We start from the raw sequence: 15,914 nt of genomic DNA, 5'->3' as shown, positions 1-15,914 counted from the left end.
TCGGCTCGCTCGGCTCGGATCAGATCAGGTTGGCGCGCTTGTACAGAGCCAGCGCGGGCCTGGTGAGGAGGCGGGCCGAGGCCAGGAACTCCATGAGTCCCGAACAGCTGGACCGCATAAGGGACTTGTGGTGCTCGTTCGCCCCGGCCTCGGCGACGGCTCGCCGGGTGTCGAGTCCGGCGTTCTCGTACACCTGCCGGTTCACCATGCTGGTGACGATGAAGTAGGACGCGACCGCGATCACGAACGCGTTGAGCTGCCGGCGCAGCGGGCCCGCGTTCCGCAGCCGCTTGCGGGTCTCGTCGCGGGCGAACTTCATGTGCCGTGATTCCTCAACGACATGGATGTTGTTGATGGTCCGCACGAACGGCGCGACCCGTTCGTCCCGCATCCAGTCCCGCTGCATGACGTCGAGCACTTCCTCGGCGACCAGGATCGCGGCGTACGCGGCCTCGCCGAACGCGAGCGTCTTGAACGCCCGGCCGAGCTCCACCACCGCACGGCGCGGCCGGTAGGCGGGGGCGCCCAGCTTCGCCGCCCCGCGGGCGAACATGATGGAGTGCCGGCACTCGTCGGCTATTTCCGTGAGCGCCCACTGGAACCGCGGGTCGGTCGCGTCCGTCGTGTAGATGTCTCGCAGCACCATCTGCTGCAGGATCATCTCGAACCAGATGCCGGTGCTGGCCACCGACGCGGCCTCCTGCCGCGTCAGCTCCTTGCGCTGGGCATCGGTCAGCTCGTTCCAGTACGCCGTGCCGTAGAGCGTGCTCCACTCGGGGCTCGCACCGTGGAAGTCCTTGTCCAGCGGGGTGTCCCAGTCCACCTCGGTGACGGGGTCGTACGACAGCTTCGCCGACGAGTCGAGCAGCCGCCGGGCGACGTCCTGCTCGTCGAGCCGGTCCTGGTCCTCCGGCCGAAGGGTGCTGCTTGCCATGGTGCGGCTCCTCGATTCGACAGCTCGACTCGACGCCGGGCCGGCCTTGACCCCACCCCGTATCCGCTCTATGGGTGCGTGGTTGCCGAGCGCCTCCATCGCTTGTTAGACGTAGCGTCTAGCAAGCTGTTAGACGGAACGTATAGCAAGAGTGCCGTGCGGGCCTACCCCCCGTGCCGAATCCGCTCGATCGATCACCGGCGGGACAGGCCGGACAGCGGGTGAGACGGCGGTTCGATGTTCAGCGCACGGCGGGACGCCGGTGCGTGGCCCAGTATTCGTCGGCGGTGATGCCGAGCAGCACGACGTCGTGGTGACTGCCCGCGAAGAACTCGTGCTGCCGCAGCCGTCCCTCCTCCATGAAGCCGAGCTTGCGGTAGAGGGCGAGCGAGGCGTCGTTGAACGCATGGACCTCGACCTCGCACTTGTTGTGACGCTGCTCGGCGAACATATACGTGAGGAGCAGTTCGGTGGCCTCGGTCGCGTGGCCTCGACCACGGTGATCACGGGCGATCTCGATCCCGGTCCTGAACCGTCCGGCACGTGTGTCCGTCTCACCGACCGTCACGGACCCCGAGAACGTGCGGTCGGCCAGCGTCTCGATCACCAGCCGGAACGCCACACCGCCAGGAGCCCGGGCAGCACGGTCGGCCGTCCAGGCCCGGAAGCTCTCATCGGAGCGGGGCGGCTCGACCAGACCGGCGTTGCGGACGTCGACGGTGTCCCGTGCCAGGGACCGGAAGCCCTCCCAGTCCCCGGGCTCGACGCCGCGCAGACGCACCTTCTCACCGGTCCACATGTCGCTCATGACTTCCATCCCCTCAGCCGACCGCAGGCACTGATGGCCATGCTCTTCGAACGAGCAAGACTAGGGGCGGGAGGCACGGCGCATCGGTTCGGCCCGAGGATCCTGCTTCGTTCGACTCCGTTACGGGGAAAGCCTGTTGGCGCCCGTGCGGGGAAACCCCCCTCACGCGTCCGGCACCCAGCTCCCATGGAAGCCGAGCGGTACCCGTCCCGGCAGGTGGACGCGGGCCAGGGGACGGGCGGTGAAGTCCTGCGCGGAGAGGATCACCAGGTCGCTCGCGCCGTGATCCGGGTCGTGCACGTAGGAGAGGAGGTAACCGTCGTCCTCGTCACGTGCCCCGCGACGCGGCACGAACACCGGCTCGCCGGCCGCCGCGCCGTTCGGGAAGCGGTGCACCTGCCGGCTGCCGCGCAGCATGTCGTGTTTCACCAAACAGTTGGTGAACTTGTCGTCCGGCGGCGCCCCGTCGACCGTCTCGTAGGCGCGCCACATCTCCGCCGCGCTCGCCGTGTACGCGAAGCGGTGCCGCCGCGACACCAGGGACTCGTTGACGCGCGGGAACTCCTGCGGCAGGTCGTCGATGCGGGTACTGCGGACACGGCCCGCACGCAGGTCGATGGTCCAGCGGTCGAGCACGGGTGTGCCGGTCGTGGAGGGGCCGCCGTTGCCGCGGCCCGCGGCGTAGAACGGAGCGGGCATGGTGGTGAGCTCCATGACGATGGTGTCGCCCTGGTCGTAGGCGTTGAGCGTGTGCGAGTAGTACACCGGATCGATCTCGAACCAGCGGGTGGTGCCACCGCTCCGCGGCATCACCCCCAACCGCATCGGGTGCTTCGCGTTCCACACGTAGGGCACGGGTGCGCCCGCCTCGGCGGCTGCCGTGTCGAACGTGATCGGCACATCGACGATCACCACGTACTTCCCGGTCAGGGCGAAGTCGTGCATCATCGGCGCGTCCGCGACCGGGATCCTGTGGGTCCTTGCCACCCGGCCGGTCCGGTCGATCACGATGTGCCGAACGTGGTCCCAGGTCGGGTAGTACGCCACCGCGTGCAGTTCGTCCGCCGCCGCGTCGTACTTGGTGTGCGCGGTGAACGCGCCCTCCAGCGTGGAGCGGAAGTCGTACGGGCGCAGCGTGTTCAGCTCGCCGTCCAGTTCGTACGGCAGCGGCCCGCTCTCCTGGAGGGCCAGGATGCGCCCCTTGTACGGGACGACGTGGGTGTTGCAGGCGAAGTCGTCCGGCGGCACCTCGCCCGGATACGGCTCGCCCAGCTTCCGCGCCACCTGAGAGGAGCGCACCCAACGGTTGCGGTACCACTCGGCGCGCCCGCCGCGCAGCCGCACCCCGTGGACCATGCCGTCGCCGAGCATCCAGTGGTGGGCCCGCGGGTCCTCGATGCCCAGCGCGTCGGGTCCGGTACGCAGGTAACGGCCGTCCAGGTCGTGCGGGACCCGGCCGGTCACTTCGAGTCCGAACGCGGTGAGTTCCTCGGTGACCGGAGCGAAGGCGCCCTCCAGGAACGGGGTCGACCCGGGGCCTTCGGAAGCCGTGCCGCGGGTGGCGGCCTGCGCCGGAGCGGCGTAGTGGCCGAGACCGTAGCCTCCGACGGCGCTGCCGGCCGCCGCGAGTGCCGCTCCCCGGAGGATCCTTCGGCGTGTGTGACCGCTCATCGTTCTTCCCCGTCCGTGACCCGTGCCCGGCGGGTCCTCGCCGGTGCTGGGAACGAGTCTGCTGCGCGACCGGCGTCCGGTCGGTCGGCCTGGGGCCCCGGTCGGGGGTGTTGCCGGCAACACCCCCGACCGGGCCCACGACGCCCGGGCCGGCCGTCGCCGCCGGACCGCGGAGCCGACGCCTGAGACGTGGGCAGCGCCACGGCACGCAGGCGGATCAGGCGCTCGGGGCAGCGGCACGACAGGTGCACCGCGGGGACGGCCCCGGATGGCCCTGGTGGATGAAGGCGGCCCAGGCCGCCGGACGGTGGAGCTCCGGTCGGCGCGCCAGTTCGTCGAGCAGGTCGGCGCTGAGCGACCCCGGGTTTTCACGATCCGGGTCGAGCATCCACATCTGCGCGGCCCTCAGCGCGTCCACGGGGCTCCTTCCCTCGATGGCCAGGTAGTGGTGGAACACGGCCATCATCAGCGCCGCGGCCGAGTCCTGGGTGGCCCAACGGGATCCCACCACGTCCCGCGCACCGCTTGCCACGAAGGCGGTCGTCAAGGTGAGCGCCTCGTCGTGGTCGCGCTTGCTCAGGTCGGTCTCGCAAGCACTGAGCACGACCAACGGCCCGTCGGCGGCGCGCTGTTCGCCCCTCGGACGGTCGAGCAACCGCGAGACGGTCAGCAGGCCGGTGCTCCGATGTTCCTCCTGCCCGTCCTCCTCGGGCGCCAGGAGCAGCGCGGACGTGGTCGGGTTGGTGCCCGCCGATCCGTGGCACGCCACGTGGAGCAGGGACGGGCCGTGGGCGAGGGCTTCGAGGAGGTCGCCCGGAGTGCCGGACGCCTCGGGTTCGACGGGCGGTTCGTAGAACTCCCCGTACAGACGCGCCTGCGGATACAGGGACTGCTGAAGTGCCGCCACCTCCAGCTCCACGTACGGCAGGGTCATGGTGGGGTCGGCCATCAGGACGGGAGCGGAGGCGGGGGCCCGCCGTGCCCGCCGGACCGTGTCCAGGAACTGGCGGCCGGAGGCCGCGTAGCTGATCACCATGACCTGGCAGACGTAGTCGCGCGGCGCCCCGGCGGGCAGGCGGGCCGCGTGCCAGGGCACGATGCCGAGGCGCCCGCAGGGCACCAGCACGATCCGGGGCGGGCCGGGACGGTCCCTGCGCCGGTTCTCATTCGCGGCGAGCCGCTCCGCGACGCCGCTCATGACCGGGAGGATCACCGCCTCCGTCGCCCAGTCGCAGAGCTCGGACAGCGCGTGCTCCCACGCCTGCGCGGCCGCGGGAACGCCGGGCTGCTTCTGGTACTCGGTCGCGGCGTCCAGATACCGCTCCAGCGGGCCGCTCCGCGCACCGGACAGGAGAGGCAGGGCCCGTACGCCGGTACCGGTGTCAGGGCCCACCACCACCGCCATGCCCGGCTCGGTGTCCTCGCCCGTGAGCAGGTAGACCAGCGCGTCCGCGTCGCCCTCGGCCACCCCGGCCCTGAGCTCCTCGACCGTGGGGGTACGGAAGAGGACGCCGTCCGGGTCCCGGTGGCCCAGGGCTTCGAGGGCGTGGCGCCGCAGGGAGCTGGGCAGTTCCCTGGGGAGCGCGCCGGGCGCCTCATCGGGTCCGGCGCCGCCCCCGTCCCCTCCGTGGGCAGCCGACCGCCATTCCTCCGCGAGGTCGTGGTGGCCGAGTTGCTCCAGCAGGTCGGGTACGGCCCGTGAGGTGGACGCCGCTTGCAGTACCAGGGCCCGGCCCAGTTCCAGTGCGGCCACCGCTTCCTCGACCCGGCCCTGCGAGGCGGCCCATCGGGCGGCCCGCAACCCGCGGTCGGCGCCGGAACGGGCGGCCAGCAGGCCGTGGTCGGGGCCGACCTGGAGGACGACGTCACCGGCGAGCGCCCGGAGGGATTCAAGCGCCGCGTCCGTGGCCGCGTCCCGGTCCGCAGGGTCCCGGGTACGGCCCAGCCGGCGACGGTAGTTCTCCGCGAGCTGCCACAGGGCAGGGGCGGCGATCTGCGGCGACCGGCCCCGCCGGACATCGCCGCGGACCTGTTCCAGCGCGTCGATGGCGGCGTCCAGGTCCGCGGGGTCGTCGGTGGTGGAGTGCCGGAGGGTTGCCGTGAGCGCGGCGAGGTAGCGAGTACCCGTCGACGCGTCCGGGCCCGGCGGCACGGGTTCGGGCATGAGGTCCGGGTGCTGACCCAGCACAGCCCGCGAGGCCTGGAGCGCCTCGCGGACCATACGGATCTCCGCCTCGGGAATTCCGAGGTCCGCCAGGGGCGCGGCCGCGAGGGCCGCCTCCTTCTGCGCCAGGCCGCGCACGGTCATCCCGGTGTCGCCGGTGAGGTCACCGAGCGAGGTGAGTGCGGTGCCATGGGCCACTTCCACCATCCACCGGAAGGGGTGCCCGGCGGCCGTGGAACGTTCGAGTGCGTCCAGTTCGCCCGCCAGCCGCCGGCACTCCTCCTCGTTCTCCCCGTCCTCCGCCGCCAGCACTCTGCCGAACAGATCCATCGTGCGCACGGCGACATCGAGGTCGGCCGCTCCAGGATCACCGGCCGTCCACTGCTCGAAGAACTCGACGATCGACTCCTGGTGGCGGTGTGCCTCGCCGCTGTCCACGCGGCTGCCTCCGAGGGGTCCCGCCAACTGGAGCACCATGCGCATCAGGTTCTGGATCTCGGCACTCCGATGATGTTCTGCCGGCAGGCGGTCATGCTCCCCACCCAGCCGCTGCAGCAGCCGGCTGAGAGCTTCCGGATCGCCGGTGCTCATGGCTTCCCGCACGCCCAGCAAGGAGGCGAGCCACGCTCCTGTGACGGCGGTGCCAGCCTCGTCCTTCGCCTCCGGCCGCGGATCCGGCTCCGTCTCGGGGCCCGGCGGGACGGGCGGCTCGGGTGCGGAGGCCAGCAGGCCCAGCAGGGTCCGCAGCTGACCACCGAACGGCAGATCGGGGGGCAGCATGGCCAGCAGCGTCCCGGGGTCGGAGAGATCGGTCTGTGCCGCGTACGACACGAGGTCCTGCATCCGCCGCAACTCCTCCCGGAGTTCCGGGGGCACCGGCATCCCCCGGGTCTCGGCGACGAGTGCAGCGATCCGCTCCGCCTCGGCAGTGGCCCCGCCTTGTCCCGCGGCCATGGACCGGTCGAACACGGGCCAGAAGTCCTGGGGCTGCCCGACCGGGCGACCCCGGCCCGCCGCCCCGGCCTGCCCCGTTGTGAGCAGCAGGAACATCGCCGCCCACTGCCTGCCCTCGTCCGTCATCCGCTCGCCGACGGCCGTCGTACGGTCCCGCACCTCGTCGAGCAGGCGCCGGGCATGTTCCGGGTCGTCCGGTGTGCCGTACCCGGTGGCATGACGCGTGGCGAGCAGGCCGCCGAGGACCAGCGTGACCCTGCCGAGCAGTTCCCGGTCGTGGTCCAGCAGGCCACGCAGCTGGGAGAGTTCGGCAACCAGGCCCTCGGACTCCTCGGCGGACACCGGGTCGCTCTCCCCTCCCCGCCCGATCAGCCGCGCAGCCCGCTCGGTCGCCTCGGCGGCCCAGGTTCGCAGCGCCCGGATCCCCCCGCTCTCCTCGTCACCAACCATGTCTCCCCGCCCGTCCGTCGCAGTCCGGCTCCTTGCCGCTGTCTTCCCCACTCTTCCCGGCTCCGCTGGTCGGCAACAGGGCGAACCGTGGGTGATCTCCGGGCCGGCCCTTCACCCGGCACGCCGTCCGCTGCTTCGCTGTCTGTACGGGGGAACGAAGGGGAAGCAGCGTGGACATCGGAGTGCTGACCGCTCTGCTGGTGGCCGTCGTGGGCGTCATCGGCACACTGATGTCCGCGCTGCTGACCCAACGGGCGGCCGACCGCAGCAGACAGCGTGAGCAGGACCGGGCCGAGGAGGTGCGGGACCGGCGCGCCGAGGTGCAGGAACGGTGGTCGTGCTACGTGGCGCTCAACAGCTCCGGGCGACACTATCTGGCCGCGCTCACCGACCAGTTGCACGCGCTGGACCGTGAAGCGGGGCTGCCGTCCGTACGACAGCGGCTCACCGATGCGCGCGACCAGCACCGGGAGGTGTACGCGGAGGCGCAGATGCGGCTGCCGGAGCGGGTGCTCGACCACGCGGGCGCCGTCAGCCACGGTCTGGGGGCGGTCTACGGCATGGTCCGGCGCCTGGACGAGGGCCTGCCGCGGCCGGGCGACTCGGCGATCGCGGCGCAGGAGGGCATCGAGGTCCTGTGGGCCCGACTGCGGGAGATGCGGCGGGAGATGCGGGCCGATCTGGGTGTCTCCCGGTCGGACTCCGGTCGTGGTCGGGGAGAAGCTGGGCAAGTCCCGGCGGCGCCCGGGACGGATCGGCATAGTGGGGACGGTTGAGGTCAGTTGAGGACTGTGGAGGGCCGGCGGTGGCCCGGAGAGGCGGGATGCCGGTGAGCGGGGAGGGGAACGGCGGCGTCCAGGGCCTGCGCGCCTGGGTGTCGGACGCGGTGGGGCGGGTCAAGGGGCAGCTCCCCGGCCTGGGGGCGGGGTCGCTGTCGCCGCAGGCGCACGAGGCGTCGGTCGCCGAACTCGACCAGCTCAGCCGGTTGCTCGACCACGACGAGGGCCTGCGGGGCTCGGTGACCGTGTGGCTGGCCGGTGCGCTGACCCTGCGGCACGCGGCCGGCGGAGGCACGGACACGGACCGGGACCTGGCCGAGAGACTCCTCCGGGAGGCCCGGGACCGTACGGCGCCGCTGGGAGCTGCGGTGTCCGAGGAGGACCGGCGGTGGGCGGCACTGTTCCTGATGAGCCACCTCTCGCCGATCCGACCGCAGGCGGGGTTCGGTGCCACTCCCGACCTCTCCGTCTTTCTCGACTGGCTCACGCGGGCTGGGCCCACCGGCATGATGGCCGCGGCCACGGAGCTCGACACGCTGATGGCCGACGTGGTGGAACTCCCACTGCCTCCGGAGCTCCTGGATCCGCTGCGCCAGGCGCGAGGGACCTTCTCGGTGCCGTCGGCACAGGGGCTCTCCGATCTGCTGGCGGGGATGATGCCGGCCGATTCACCGTTCGCGGATCAAGCGCGCGAGATGATGGACCGGATCTTCAAGGCCGCCGGGGGCTTCGGAGGCGAACAGAAGGGGCACGGGCCGACGACTCCCGACGCGGAACCGGTCACCGAGCCGGAGCCGATTCCGCGGTCCGGTCCGGAGCCGGTCAACGGGTCGGAGCCGATTCCGCGGTCCGGTCCGGAGCCGGTCACCGAGCCCGAGCCGACTCAGAGGCCCGGTCCGGAACCGGTCACCGGCCCGGAGCCGACCGCCGCCGCCCCGAAGCCCGGGCCGGCGATCACTCTCGATGACGTCCGCCACATGGCTGCCGCGCTGGACGCCGTCAATGCGACGGCCGAGGGCCTTGACCCCCTCCTGCGCAGCGGTGATCCCCAGGCGCTCGACCGGCTCCTCCGCAGGCTGCGTTCCGTGCAGGACGTGCCCCTGCCGGGTGTGGACCCGACGCCGACCATGGAGAGCCTGCGGACGCTGCTCCTCGGCATCAGCCCGGCCGTGGGCGGCACCTATCAGGACGTGTCGGCCGGCCGCGCTCACATGGACACGATCCTCGGCCACCTGGAGGGAATCGCCGGATCGCTGCCGAAGGGAGTGGGCGACCCCACCGTCCTGGCCCGCGCGCTGGACCTCAGCTCCAGGGCGATGGCGGCGAAGGAGACCGAGGACACCGACGCCCTCCGAAAACTCCTGGCCGAGGCCGAAGCCCTGAGCGCGGCCGTCTCCGACACCGATCCGCTCCGCTTCGCGGTCGAGGGGGCACTCGGTTCGGTCCACGCCTCGCTCGGCATCGTGACCCGCGACAAGGAGGCGCTCCTGCGGGCCCTGCCGCACATGGAGAAGGGTGCCACCGGCGCCAAGGAGAGCGGGCTGCCGTTCGCCGGCGAACTGCCCGTGCCGTGGATGGAGAACTTCGGCCTGATCCGCGACGCCCTCACCGGTGAGGCGACGGCGGCCCCGGAACACGTCTCCCCGCCCCCGGACGCCTCGATGGAGGACCTCTACGCCTCCACGCTCGCCCTGGGCGCGCGCTTCGGCCGCGACCGGGATCCGGCCGTGCTCGACGCCCTGATCGACGAACTCGAACGCCTCCGGGACGGCGTACGCGCGAACAGGGCGCCCCGGATCGCCGCCGACGCGCTGTGGCACCTGGCCGAGGCGTACCACATGCGCAGTCTCCTCGGGAAGGACGCGCCCGACCCGGCGGACACGCGCGCCCTGGACGCCGCCGAGGAGGCGCTGATGGCGCTCGCCGCCGACGTCCTCCTCCAGGCAGGCGCCGAGCACGGGCTGCTGGCCGCCCGTACCGGGGCCAGCAGAGGCGTACGAGCTGCCCGGATGGCGGCCTCGTACGGAAAACTGCACGAGGCCGTCGCCGCCCTGGAGTTGGGGCGGGCCCTGGTCCTGCAGGCGGCCTCCACCTCGCCGGCCGTGCCCGAACTCCTGGAGGCGGCCGGACGCCACGATCTCGCCGAGTCCTGGCGGGCGGCCGCCGCTGGTCACGGTCCCGGCGACGCGGGCGAGGTTCCGGGCCTGCTGCCGAGTTCGCTGCGCCGCCAGGCCCTCGACGCCCTCGGTCACCGTCGCGAGGGCGGACTGCCGGGCACGCCCACGGCGGCCGAACTAGCGGACGGGATCGCCGAGGCAGGAGCGGACGTACTCCTCTACCTGGTGTCCGGCGACGAGGAGGGACCGGGCCTGGTGATCGCGGTGGGTCCGGAGCTCGGATTCGGCGCCGGCGCCCTGCCACAGCTCTCCGACGTGAAGGGCGGCCCGCTGGCGCGGTACGTCGACGCGGCGGCGGCACGAGACCTCAGCCCAAAGGACGATTTCGTCGTCCAGGCATGGGAGGAGGCTCTCGACGCCTTGTGCGACTGGGCCTTCCCGGCCCTCGGCCCGGTACTCGGCGGGATCGAGAAGCGCCTGGCGGCGGCCGACGACCAGTGGGAGGACCGGCCGCTCCGCGTCGTCCTCGTGCCCTGCGGGCGCCTGGGCATCGTCCCGTGGCACGCCGCGCGCCTGCCGGCGGAAGCGGCCCACGAGCGCCTCTGCCAGGTGGCGGTCATCAGCTACTCGGCGTCCGGAGGACAGTTCCTGCGGGCGGTGGGACGGGCGCCGAGGGACCCGGCGGAGGCCCCCGTGCTGGTCGCCGACCCGATGATGAGCCTCGACTACGCGGACACCGAGGTTTCCGCCCTGCGGGACGCGTTCTATCCGCACGCCCGGCTGTACGGCACGCTCTACGACAGGGAACCGGAGGAGATGGAGCGCGGAACGCCGGACGCAGTCCTCGGGTTCCTCGCCGACGGCACCTCCGTGCTGCACGTGGCCTCGCACGGAACGGCGGGCACCCGGCCCACGGTCTCGGCCCTGGACCTCGAATCCGACGAGGGCGGGCCGAGTCGGCTGACGATCACCCGACTGCTCGATCGCGAGCACCAACAGAACTCGGGGGACGGGCCGTTGGTCGTCCTGAGTGCCTGTCAGACCGATCTCAGCAAGCGGGATCACGACGAGGCCCTGACCCTCACCGCGGCGTTCGTCGCCGCCGGGGCGCGGGACGTCGTGGGATCGCGGTGGCTGGCCCAGGACAGCGCGTCGGCGCTGTTGATGGCCGTGTTCCACCACCGCCTCGTCGTCGACGGGCTCAGCCCCGTTGACGCCCTGAGGGCCGCGCAGGTGTGGATGCTCGACCCCCACCGCGAGGATCCGGGCTCCCTCCAGGGCGACCTGCTCAGGGAGATGCGCCGACCGGGACACGACCGCCCCGCGCTCTGGGCCGCCTTCGTCCATCAGGGTCATCCCGGCCCGAGCACGACGAACACAGCAGAAGGGACAGCATGAACGAGGAGGGCCGCGGACCGTCCGCGGAACCGTTGCTCGCCCTGATCCGCGAGCACCAGGGCACCATCCGCGCGGCGCTCGACGACGAGCAGTACGCGCTGCTGCTCAGCCGCCTGAGCGCACTCGCCGGGGCGCCGCCGGCCGACGACAGAGCGGTCCGCAGGGCGCTCCAGGGCGTCCGGCTGGCGCTGCGGCCGCTGCCGTTCGACCATCCGGTGCGCATCGCGCTGGAAGGGGTGCGGCTGGTGGCGGCGCCCCCCGGGCCGACGACCGTGACGGAAGCGCTGGCGCTGGTCGATCTGCTGGCGGCCCCGGAGCCCGCACCAGCCCAGACCCCGGATCCTGCACCAGCCCAGACCCCGGAGCCTGCGCCCGCCGCGACTCCGGACCCGGCGCCCGACCCAGCACCTGTCCAGACCCCGGACCCGGCGCCCGACCCGGCATCCACCCCCGCGCCCGGCGGCAGCGGCACACCGACGCCCGCCCCTTCGGCCGACCCCCTGCTCCGCGAGCCCGCGCTCACCGTGGCCGAGGCGACCGCCCGCTGTGGTGGCAAGCCGCCGCCCGAGCTGATCAGGCTGCCGGACCCGCCGAACGGCTACCGCTACCCGGAGTTCCAGTTCCCCGCGGGCGGCGGCACCCCGCACGAGGTCGTCCTCGTGGTCAACCGGCTGCTCCTGGCGGACATCGATCCCCGCGGCGCCGCGTCCTGGTGGCTGGGCGGCAACACCTGGCTGGGCGGGTCCCCCGCGTCGCTGCTGGGACGACTGCCCGACCACGAGCTCGTCGGCGCGGCCGCCACCCTCGTGGAGGGAGAATGATGAACGACTGCCCGCACGGGACCAGGTTCTTCCCCATGATCAAGGAGAAGCTGGTTCCCCGTCTCAAGGCGATCCCGGCCGGCACGGAGCTGTGGCGGGTGCACAAGTCCAAGTACAGGGCGGATCAGTTCAACCCGACCCTCGCCGACATCCATTTCAATGGCGGCCGCTTCGAGGGCACCTTCCTGGACCCGTACCACAGCCTGTACGTGGGCGACTGCGCCTTGACGGCCGTCGCGGAGAGTGTGCTTCGCTCCGTGCCCTGGAACGGCGGCAGGAGGGTGGTCCCTTACGCCACCGTCCAGGGCAGGTCGCTCAGCGTGCTGCGCACCACGCGCGAACTGACCGTGGTCTCGCTGATCAAGGAGGCCGACCTGGCCGCAGTCCAGCAGAATGCCGACCTCCTCGACGACGAGAGGAGCTACGCGAAGGCACGGCGCTGGGCGAGCGAGATCAGGGCGCAGAGCCCCGACGCCATGGGGCTGGAGTGGCAGTCCCGCCGGAACCGGCCCGAGTCCGCCATCGTGCTCTTCCATGATCGCTTCGACGACCGCGACGGCAGGGCCCTGGAAGTGCTGCCCGAGCGGGGAATCGCGGATCTCGGTTCCTCGGAAGGTCTCAAGGAGGTGAACCGGCTCCTCGACCCGTTGTGGGCAGAGGTGTCGGAGCCCGAGCGCCCGTGACTCCCGCCGGGGTGACCGGCCGCGGCTTGTCCACCTGCGAGAGGTGATGCCATGGTGGGGCCATGGCATCACCGAACTCTGACTACGCGTCACTTCTGGCCGAGTTGAAGGAAGTCAGGCGCGCGGGACTGGTCCGGCTGAGGGGACGTGCGCTGCCCGCGATCGAGGCGGCCGCGGAGGCGGTCGCCCCGCCCGGCGTGCAGGCTCCGGGAGCGCCCGTCGAGGTGTTGCTGCGGAGCGCGGTGGGGCGGCTGGACGCGGGGACGCTGCGCACCGCCGCCGAGTACACCCTGGGCCTGGCCCAGGGGACGCGGGACTGGCCGGCGTCCTCCCGTCGCGCCAGGGCGGCCGCGGTCTACGGGGTGAGTGTCGAGCGGTTCCGCAAGGACCAGGAGACGATGGTTCTCGGCCAGGTCGCCGAGCACATCGTGCGGCTGGCGGCGGAAGCGGCCGGAGCGGACTCGGGTACGGACGCGGTGAACGGGTCGGATGCGGGCGGTCCGGGCGCAGCGGAGTCACATCGGACGGTGGAGGTACGGGCCGCCGGCCGCCCGGTCCGGCTCACCGTGCACATGCACCCCGTCGACCTGCTGCGTGACGTGGACGTGGTCGTCTCGCCGTCCAACGTCCACTTCGCGCTGCCCGAGCCGTACAAGTCGTCCGTCGCCGCGTCGCTGCGGCGGGCGGCGGGCGCGTACGGAGTGACCGGCGAGGTCCTGGCGGACCCGCTGCCGGAAGAACTGCGCAGGTGGGCCGAGCGGCACGGCACTTCGGGGCGTGCGGTGCGCACCGGCACCGTGGCGGCCACCGGAGCGGGGGCCCTGGCCGCGCAGGGAGTACGGCGCATATACCACGCGGCGATCGCCGTTCCCCGGGCCGGGACCAACGACTACGACGTGCTGCCCGCCGACGTCACCCGGGCGGTGTCCCAGGTCCTCGCGGTGCTCGCCGAGGAGCACGAGCACCATGCGCCACCGCTGCGTTCGGTGTGTTTCCCGCTGCTCGGTTCGGGCCGCGGCGGACTGCCGTACAACGTCAGCCTGAACGCCATGTGGGCAGCCATTGAGGCGGAGTTGGCGCGCGGTGCGCGCTGGGACGTCCACTTCGTGGTGCGCACCGCCGAGGCGGCGGCGCTCGTCGAGCGAATTCCGGCCGGAATCCGCCCGGCGTACGACCGGAGGCCGACCGGCTGATCCGGTGGAATGGAAGGGCGCACCGGTGCGCGGGGCGGCGCACGCGGCGGCGCACTGGGGAACGGGGGATCTTCGTGTGGGTAATCTCTGTCGTCACACCAATAGTTGACGTTGTGTCATCTGGTGTGTGCGCATGAGTGGTGGGATGGAAAGGTGGGGTCATGGGGCACCGGGCCGCATCGTCACATGGCCGGCTCCCGACGCGTACGTCCTGGTCGAAGGTGTGCTGCTGCGCGTGCTCCCGGACTCCCCGGGTATGGCGCCGGGCACGGAGGTCGTCGTGTGGTTCGACGCATCGCGGCGCCGGCTCGTCGCTCGTGCGGCGGCCGGGGCGGACAAGAGCGGAGCGCGCGGAGATGAGTGAGTACGACTTCGGACTGGCACAGGGCTACGACGAACGGCAGCCGGTCGTCCTGCTCCTCGACACCTCGGCCTCGATGGGGCGTCCGGCCGGGAGCCCTCGGATCGACGAGCTCAGCGAGGCCCTGGCCCGCTGGTTCGACGGGGTACGGGCGGAGCCGAGGCTGCAGGCGCGGGTGGAGGTGTGTCTGATCACCTTCGACTCCCGGGTCCTGGTCTTCGATCCGGACAGGGAACGGCTGGTGCCGGTCGAGGAAGCCGCGCCGGACCGGCTGTTCGTGCCGGTGGACCGGATGCGCCCGCCCCGGCTGACGGCATCCGGACTCACCCGGATGACGGAGGCCGTCGAGACGGCGCTCGACCTGGCCCGGGAGCGCCACCGGGAGCTGCAGGCACGGCAGGTCCAGGCGCGCAGGCCGTTCCTGTGGGTGCTGACGGACGGCGCGCCGAGCGATGCGGACGGGGAGCCGGTCGCCCCGGAGGTCCTGGCCGGTACGGCGGAGAAGGTGCGCCGAGGCGAGGAGCGGGGCGAATGCGTGCTCCAGGCGATCGGTGTGCGCGGCGCCGATCTGGAGCTCCTGCGGGTTCTCGCCCCCACGGGCGCGCTGATGCTGGAGGGTCTGGACTTCGGACAGATCCTCGACCTTCTCTTCCAGAGCTCGGACCGGATCGGGGCGGTCCAGGCCGCCGACGAGATCCATGGTCAGGTGGCCGACCTCATGGACCGGCAGAGGCGCCTGCGGCTCCTTGAGGAGAGGTACCAGTGATCGTGGCGGGGGCCGCCGTCCAGGGAGCGGCCCACCTCGCCCGCGGGCAGGGCTGCCAGGACGCCTTCAAGGCGGTCGACCTGGGGGCGACGGCCGTGCTCGCCGTCGCGGACGGCGCCGGCAGCCGGGAGCGCAGCGCGCTCGGGGCGCACCTCGCCGTCGACACCGCCTGCCGGATGCTGGCCGCGGACATCCCGGAGGCGGGCGACGCCCCGGAGACGTGGACGGGGTGGATCGCCGCGGCGGGCGCCGCGGTGATCCTGGAGCATCAGCGGACGATCGAGGGGGTGCTGTCGGCGGCAGGCCCGTCCGGGCCGGTGGACGCCGGCGCGCTGGCCGCCACGCTGGCCGCGGCGGTCGTACGGCCGCCCTGGGCGGCTTTCCTCTCGGTGGGTGACTGCTTCGGGACGGTGCTGACCCGGGAGCCCGAGGGGACCGGGCCGGCTCCCGGGGTGCGCGAGCGGTGCCATCTGGTCCTGCCGCCGCCCGCTCCCGGCGCGCCGGAGACGGTCTTCCTCTCGGCGCCCGGGGCCGCGCTGCGCCTGCGGTCCTTCGTGGTGTGGGAGCCGCGGCTCAGCGGAGTCGTCCTCGCCACCGACGGCTGTGCGCCCCTGACGCTCGACCACCCTTCGGTGCGGGAACTGCCGGTGGAGGCCGGTCCGTTGCCCGCCGAGCGGTTCTTCTGCGGGCTGGCCGCGACGCTCCGCGCCAACGGCGGTGACGCCGCCCCGCTGCGGGCGCTGCTCTCCGGACCCGAGGCGGCACGGACCGGTGACGATCTGACCGTGCTCTGTGCCCTGACGGACGGCGAGTGA

At 72.5% G+C, this 15,914-nt stretch carries 11 protein-coding genes; 7 read left to right on the top strand and 4 right to left on the bottom strand.

Annotated features, from left to right (window positions below):
* Positions 1 to 19: 19 nt before the first annotated feature.
* From OG842_RS04735 to OG842_RS04720, 4 genes are all read right to left on the bottom strand, one after another.
* Positions 20 to 934: an AurF N-oxygenase family protein gene (locus tag OG842_RS04735; protein WP_266727710.1), complete on the bottom strand. Its 915-nt coding sequence runs from the start codon at positions 932 to 934 to the stop codon at positions 20 to 22.
* Between the two features lie 241 nt (positions 935 to 1,175).
* A complete protein-coding gene (locus OG842_RS04730; protein WP_266727708.1) occupies positions 1,176 to 1,742 on the bottom strand; it encodes a GNAT family N-acetyltransferase in 567 nt (188 codons plus the stop codon).
* Positions 1,743 to 1,904: 162 nt separating this feature from the next.
* Entirely contained in the window at positions 1,905 to 3,413 is a 1,509-nt protein-coding gene (locus OG842_RS04725; protein WP_266727706.1) for a carotenoid oxygenase family protein, read from the bottom strand.
* A gap of 217 nt (positions 3,414 to 3,630) precedes the next feature.
* Positions 3,631 to 6,981, bottom strand: a complete 3,351-nt coding sequence (locus OG842_RS04720; RefSeq protein WP_266727704.1) for a CHAT domain-containing protein — start codon at positions 6,979 to 6,981, stop codon at positions 3,631 to 3,633.
* Between the two features lie 170 nt (positions 6,982 to 7,151).
* Between OG842_RS04720 and OG842_RS04715 the strand changes: the two genes are divergently transcribed.
* The 7 genes from OG842_RS04715 (at position 7,152) to OG842_RS04685 (ending at position 15,914) form a co-directional block, all read left to right on the top strand.
* Positions 7,152 to 7,757 (top strand): hypothetical protein, encoded by a 606-nt coding sequence (locus OG842_RS04715; RefSeq protein ID WP_266727703.1) that lies wholly within the window; start codon positions 7,152 to 7,154, stop codon positions 7,755 to 7,757.
* 53 nt (positions 7,758 to 7,810) lie between these two features.
* On the top strand, positions 7,811 to 11,275 hold the full coding sequence (locus OG842_RS04710) for a CHAT domain-containing protein (RefSeq protein ID WP_266727701.1): 3,465 nt from the start codon (positions 7,811 to 7,813) through the stop codon (positions 11,273 to 11,275).
* Positions 11,272 to 12,096 carry a hypothetical protein gene (locus OG842_RS04705; protein WP_266727699.1) on the top strand — a complete coding sequence of 275 codons (825 nt, stop codon included), beginning with the start codon at positions 11,272 to 11,274 and terminating at the stop codon, positions 12,094 to 12,096. Before OG842_RS04710 ends, OG842_RS04705 begins: the two co-directional genes overlap by 4 nt.
* Positions 12,093 to 12,779: an RES family NAD+ phosphorylase gene (locus tag OG842_RS04700; protein ID WP_266727697.1), complete on the top strand. Its 687-nt coding sequence runs from the start codon at positions 12,093 to 12,095 to the stop codon at positions 12,777 to 12,779. The genes OG842_RS04705 and OG842_RS04700 overlap by 4 nt, the downstream gene beginning before the upstream one ends.
* A 62-nt stretch (positions 12,780 to 12,841) precedes the next feature.
* Positions 12,842 to 13,972: a macro domain-containing protein gene (locus OG842_RS04695; RefSeq protein ID WP_266727695.1), complete on the top strand. Its 1,131-nt coding sequence runs from the start codon at positions 12,842 to 12,844 to the stop codon at positions 13,970 to 13,972.
* A gap of 356 nt (positions 13,973 to 14,328) precedes the next feature.
* Positions 14,329 to 15,099, top strand: coding sequence for a vWA domain-containing protein (locus tag OG842_RS04690; RefSeq protein ID WP_266727691.1), 771 nt, complete (start codon positions 14,329 to 14,331; stop codon positions 15,097 to 15,099).
* Positions 15,096 to 15,914, top strand: coding sequence for a protein phosphatase 2C domain-containing protein (locus OG842_RS04685; protein WP_266727689.1), 819 nt, complete (start codon positions 15,096 to 15,098; stop codon positions 15,912 to 15,914). The genes OG842_RS04690 and OG842_RS04685 overlap by 4 nt, the downstream gene beginning before the upstream one ends.

This window comes from Streptomyces sp. NBC_00376 (genome assembly GCF_036077095.1).
GTDB lineage: Bacteria > Actinomycetota > Actinomycetes > Streptomycetales > Streptomycetaceae > Streptomyces.
Note: the sequence above shows the minus strand (reverse complement) of the source record. Positions and strands in the feature narration are given on the sequence as shown.

What these genes read in the sequence shown, in the direction of transcription:
- OG842_RS04735 (WP_266727710.1), bottom strand. Translation starts at nt 934, where the DNA reads ATGGCAAGCAGCACCCTTCGGCCGGAGGACCAGGACCGGCTCGACGAG.
- OG842_RS04730 (WP_266727708.1), bottom strand. Translation starts at nt 1,742, where the DNA reads ATGAGCGACATGTGGACCGGTGAGAAGGTGCGTCTGCGCGGCGTCGAG.
- OG842_RS04725 (WP_266727706.1), bottom strand. Translation starts at nt 3,413, where the DNA reads ATGAGCGGTCACACACGCCGAAGGATCCTCCGGGGAGCGGCACTCGCG.
- OG842_RS04720 (WP_266727704.1), bottom strand. Translation starts at nt 6,981, where the DNA reads ATGGTTGGTGACGAGGAGAGCGGGGGGATCCGGGCGCTGCGAACCTGG.
- OG842_RS04705 (WP_266727699.1), top strand. Translation starts at nt 11,272, where the DNA reads ATGAACGAGGAGGGCCGCGGACCGTCCGCGGAACCGTTGCTCGCCCTG.
- OG842_RS04700 (WP_266727697.1), top strand. Translation starts at nt 12,093, where the DNA reads ATGATGAACGACTGCCCGCACGGGACCAGGTTCTTCCCCATGATCAAG.
- OG842_RS04695 (WP_266727695.1), top strand. Translation starts at nt 12,842, where the DNA reads ATGGCATCACCGAACTCTGACTACGCGTCACTTCTGGCCGAGTTGAAG.
- OG842_RS04690 (WP_266727691.1), top strand. Translation starts at nt 14,329, where the DNA reads ATGAGTGAGTACGACTTCGGACTGGCACAGGGCTACGACGAACGGCAG.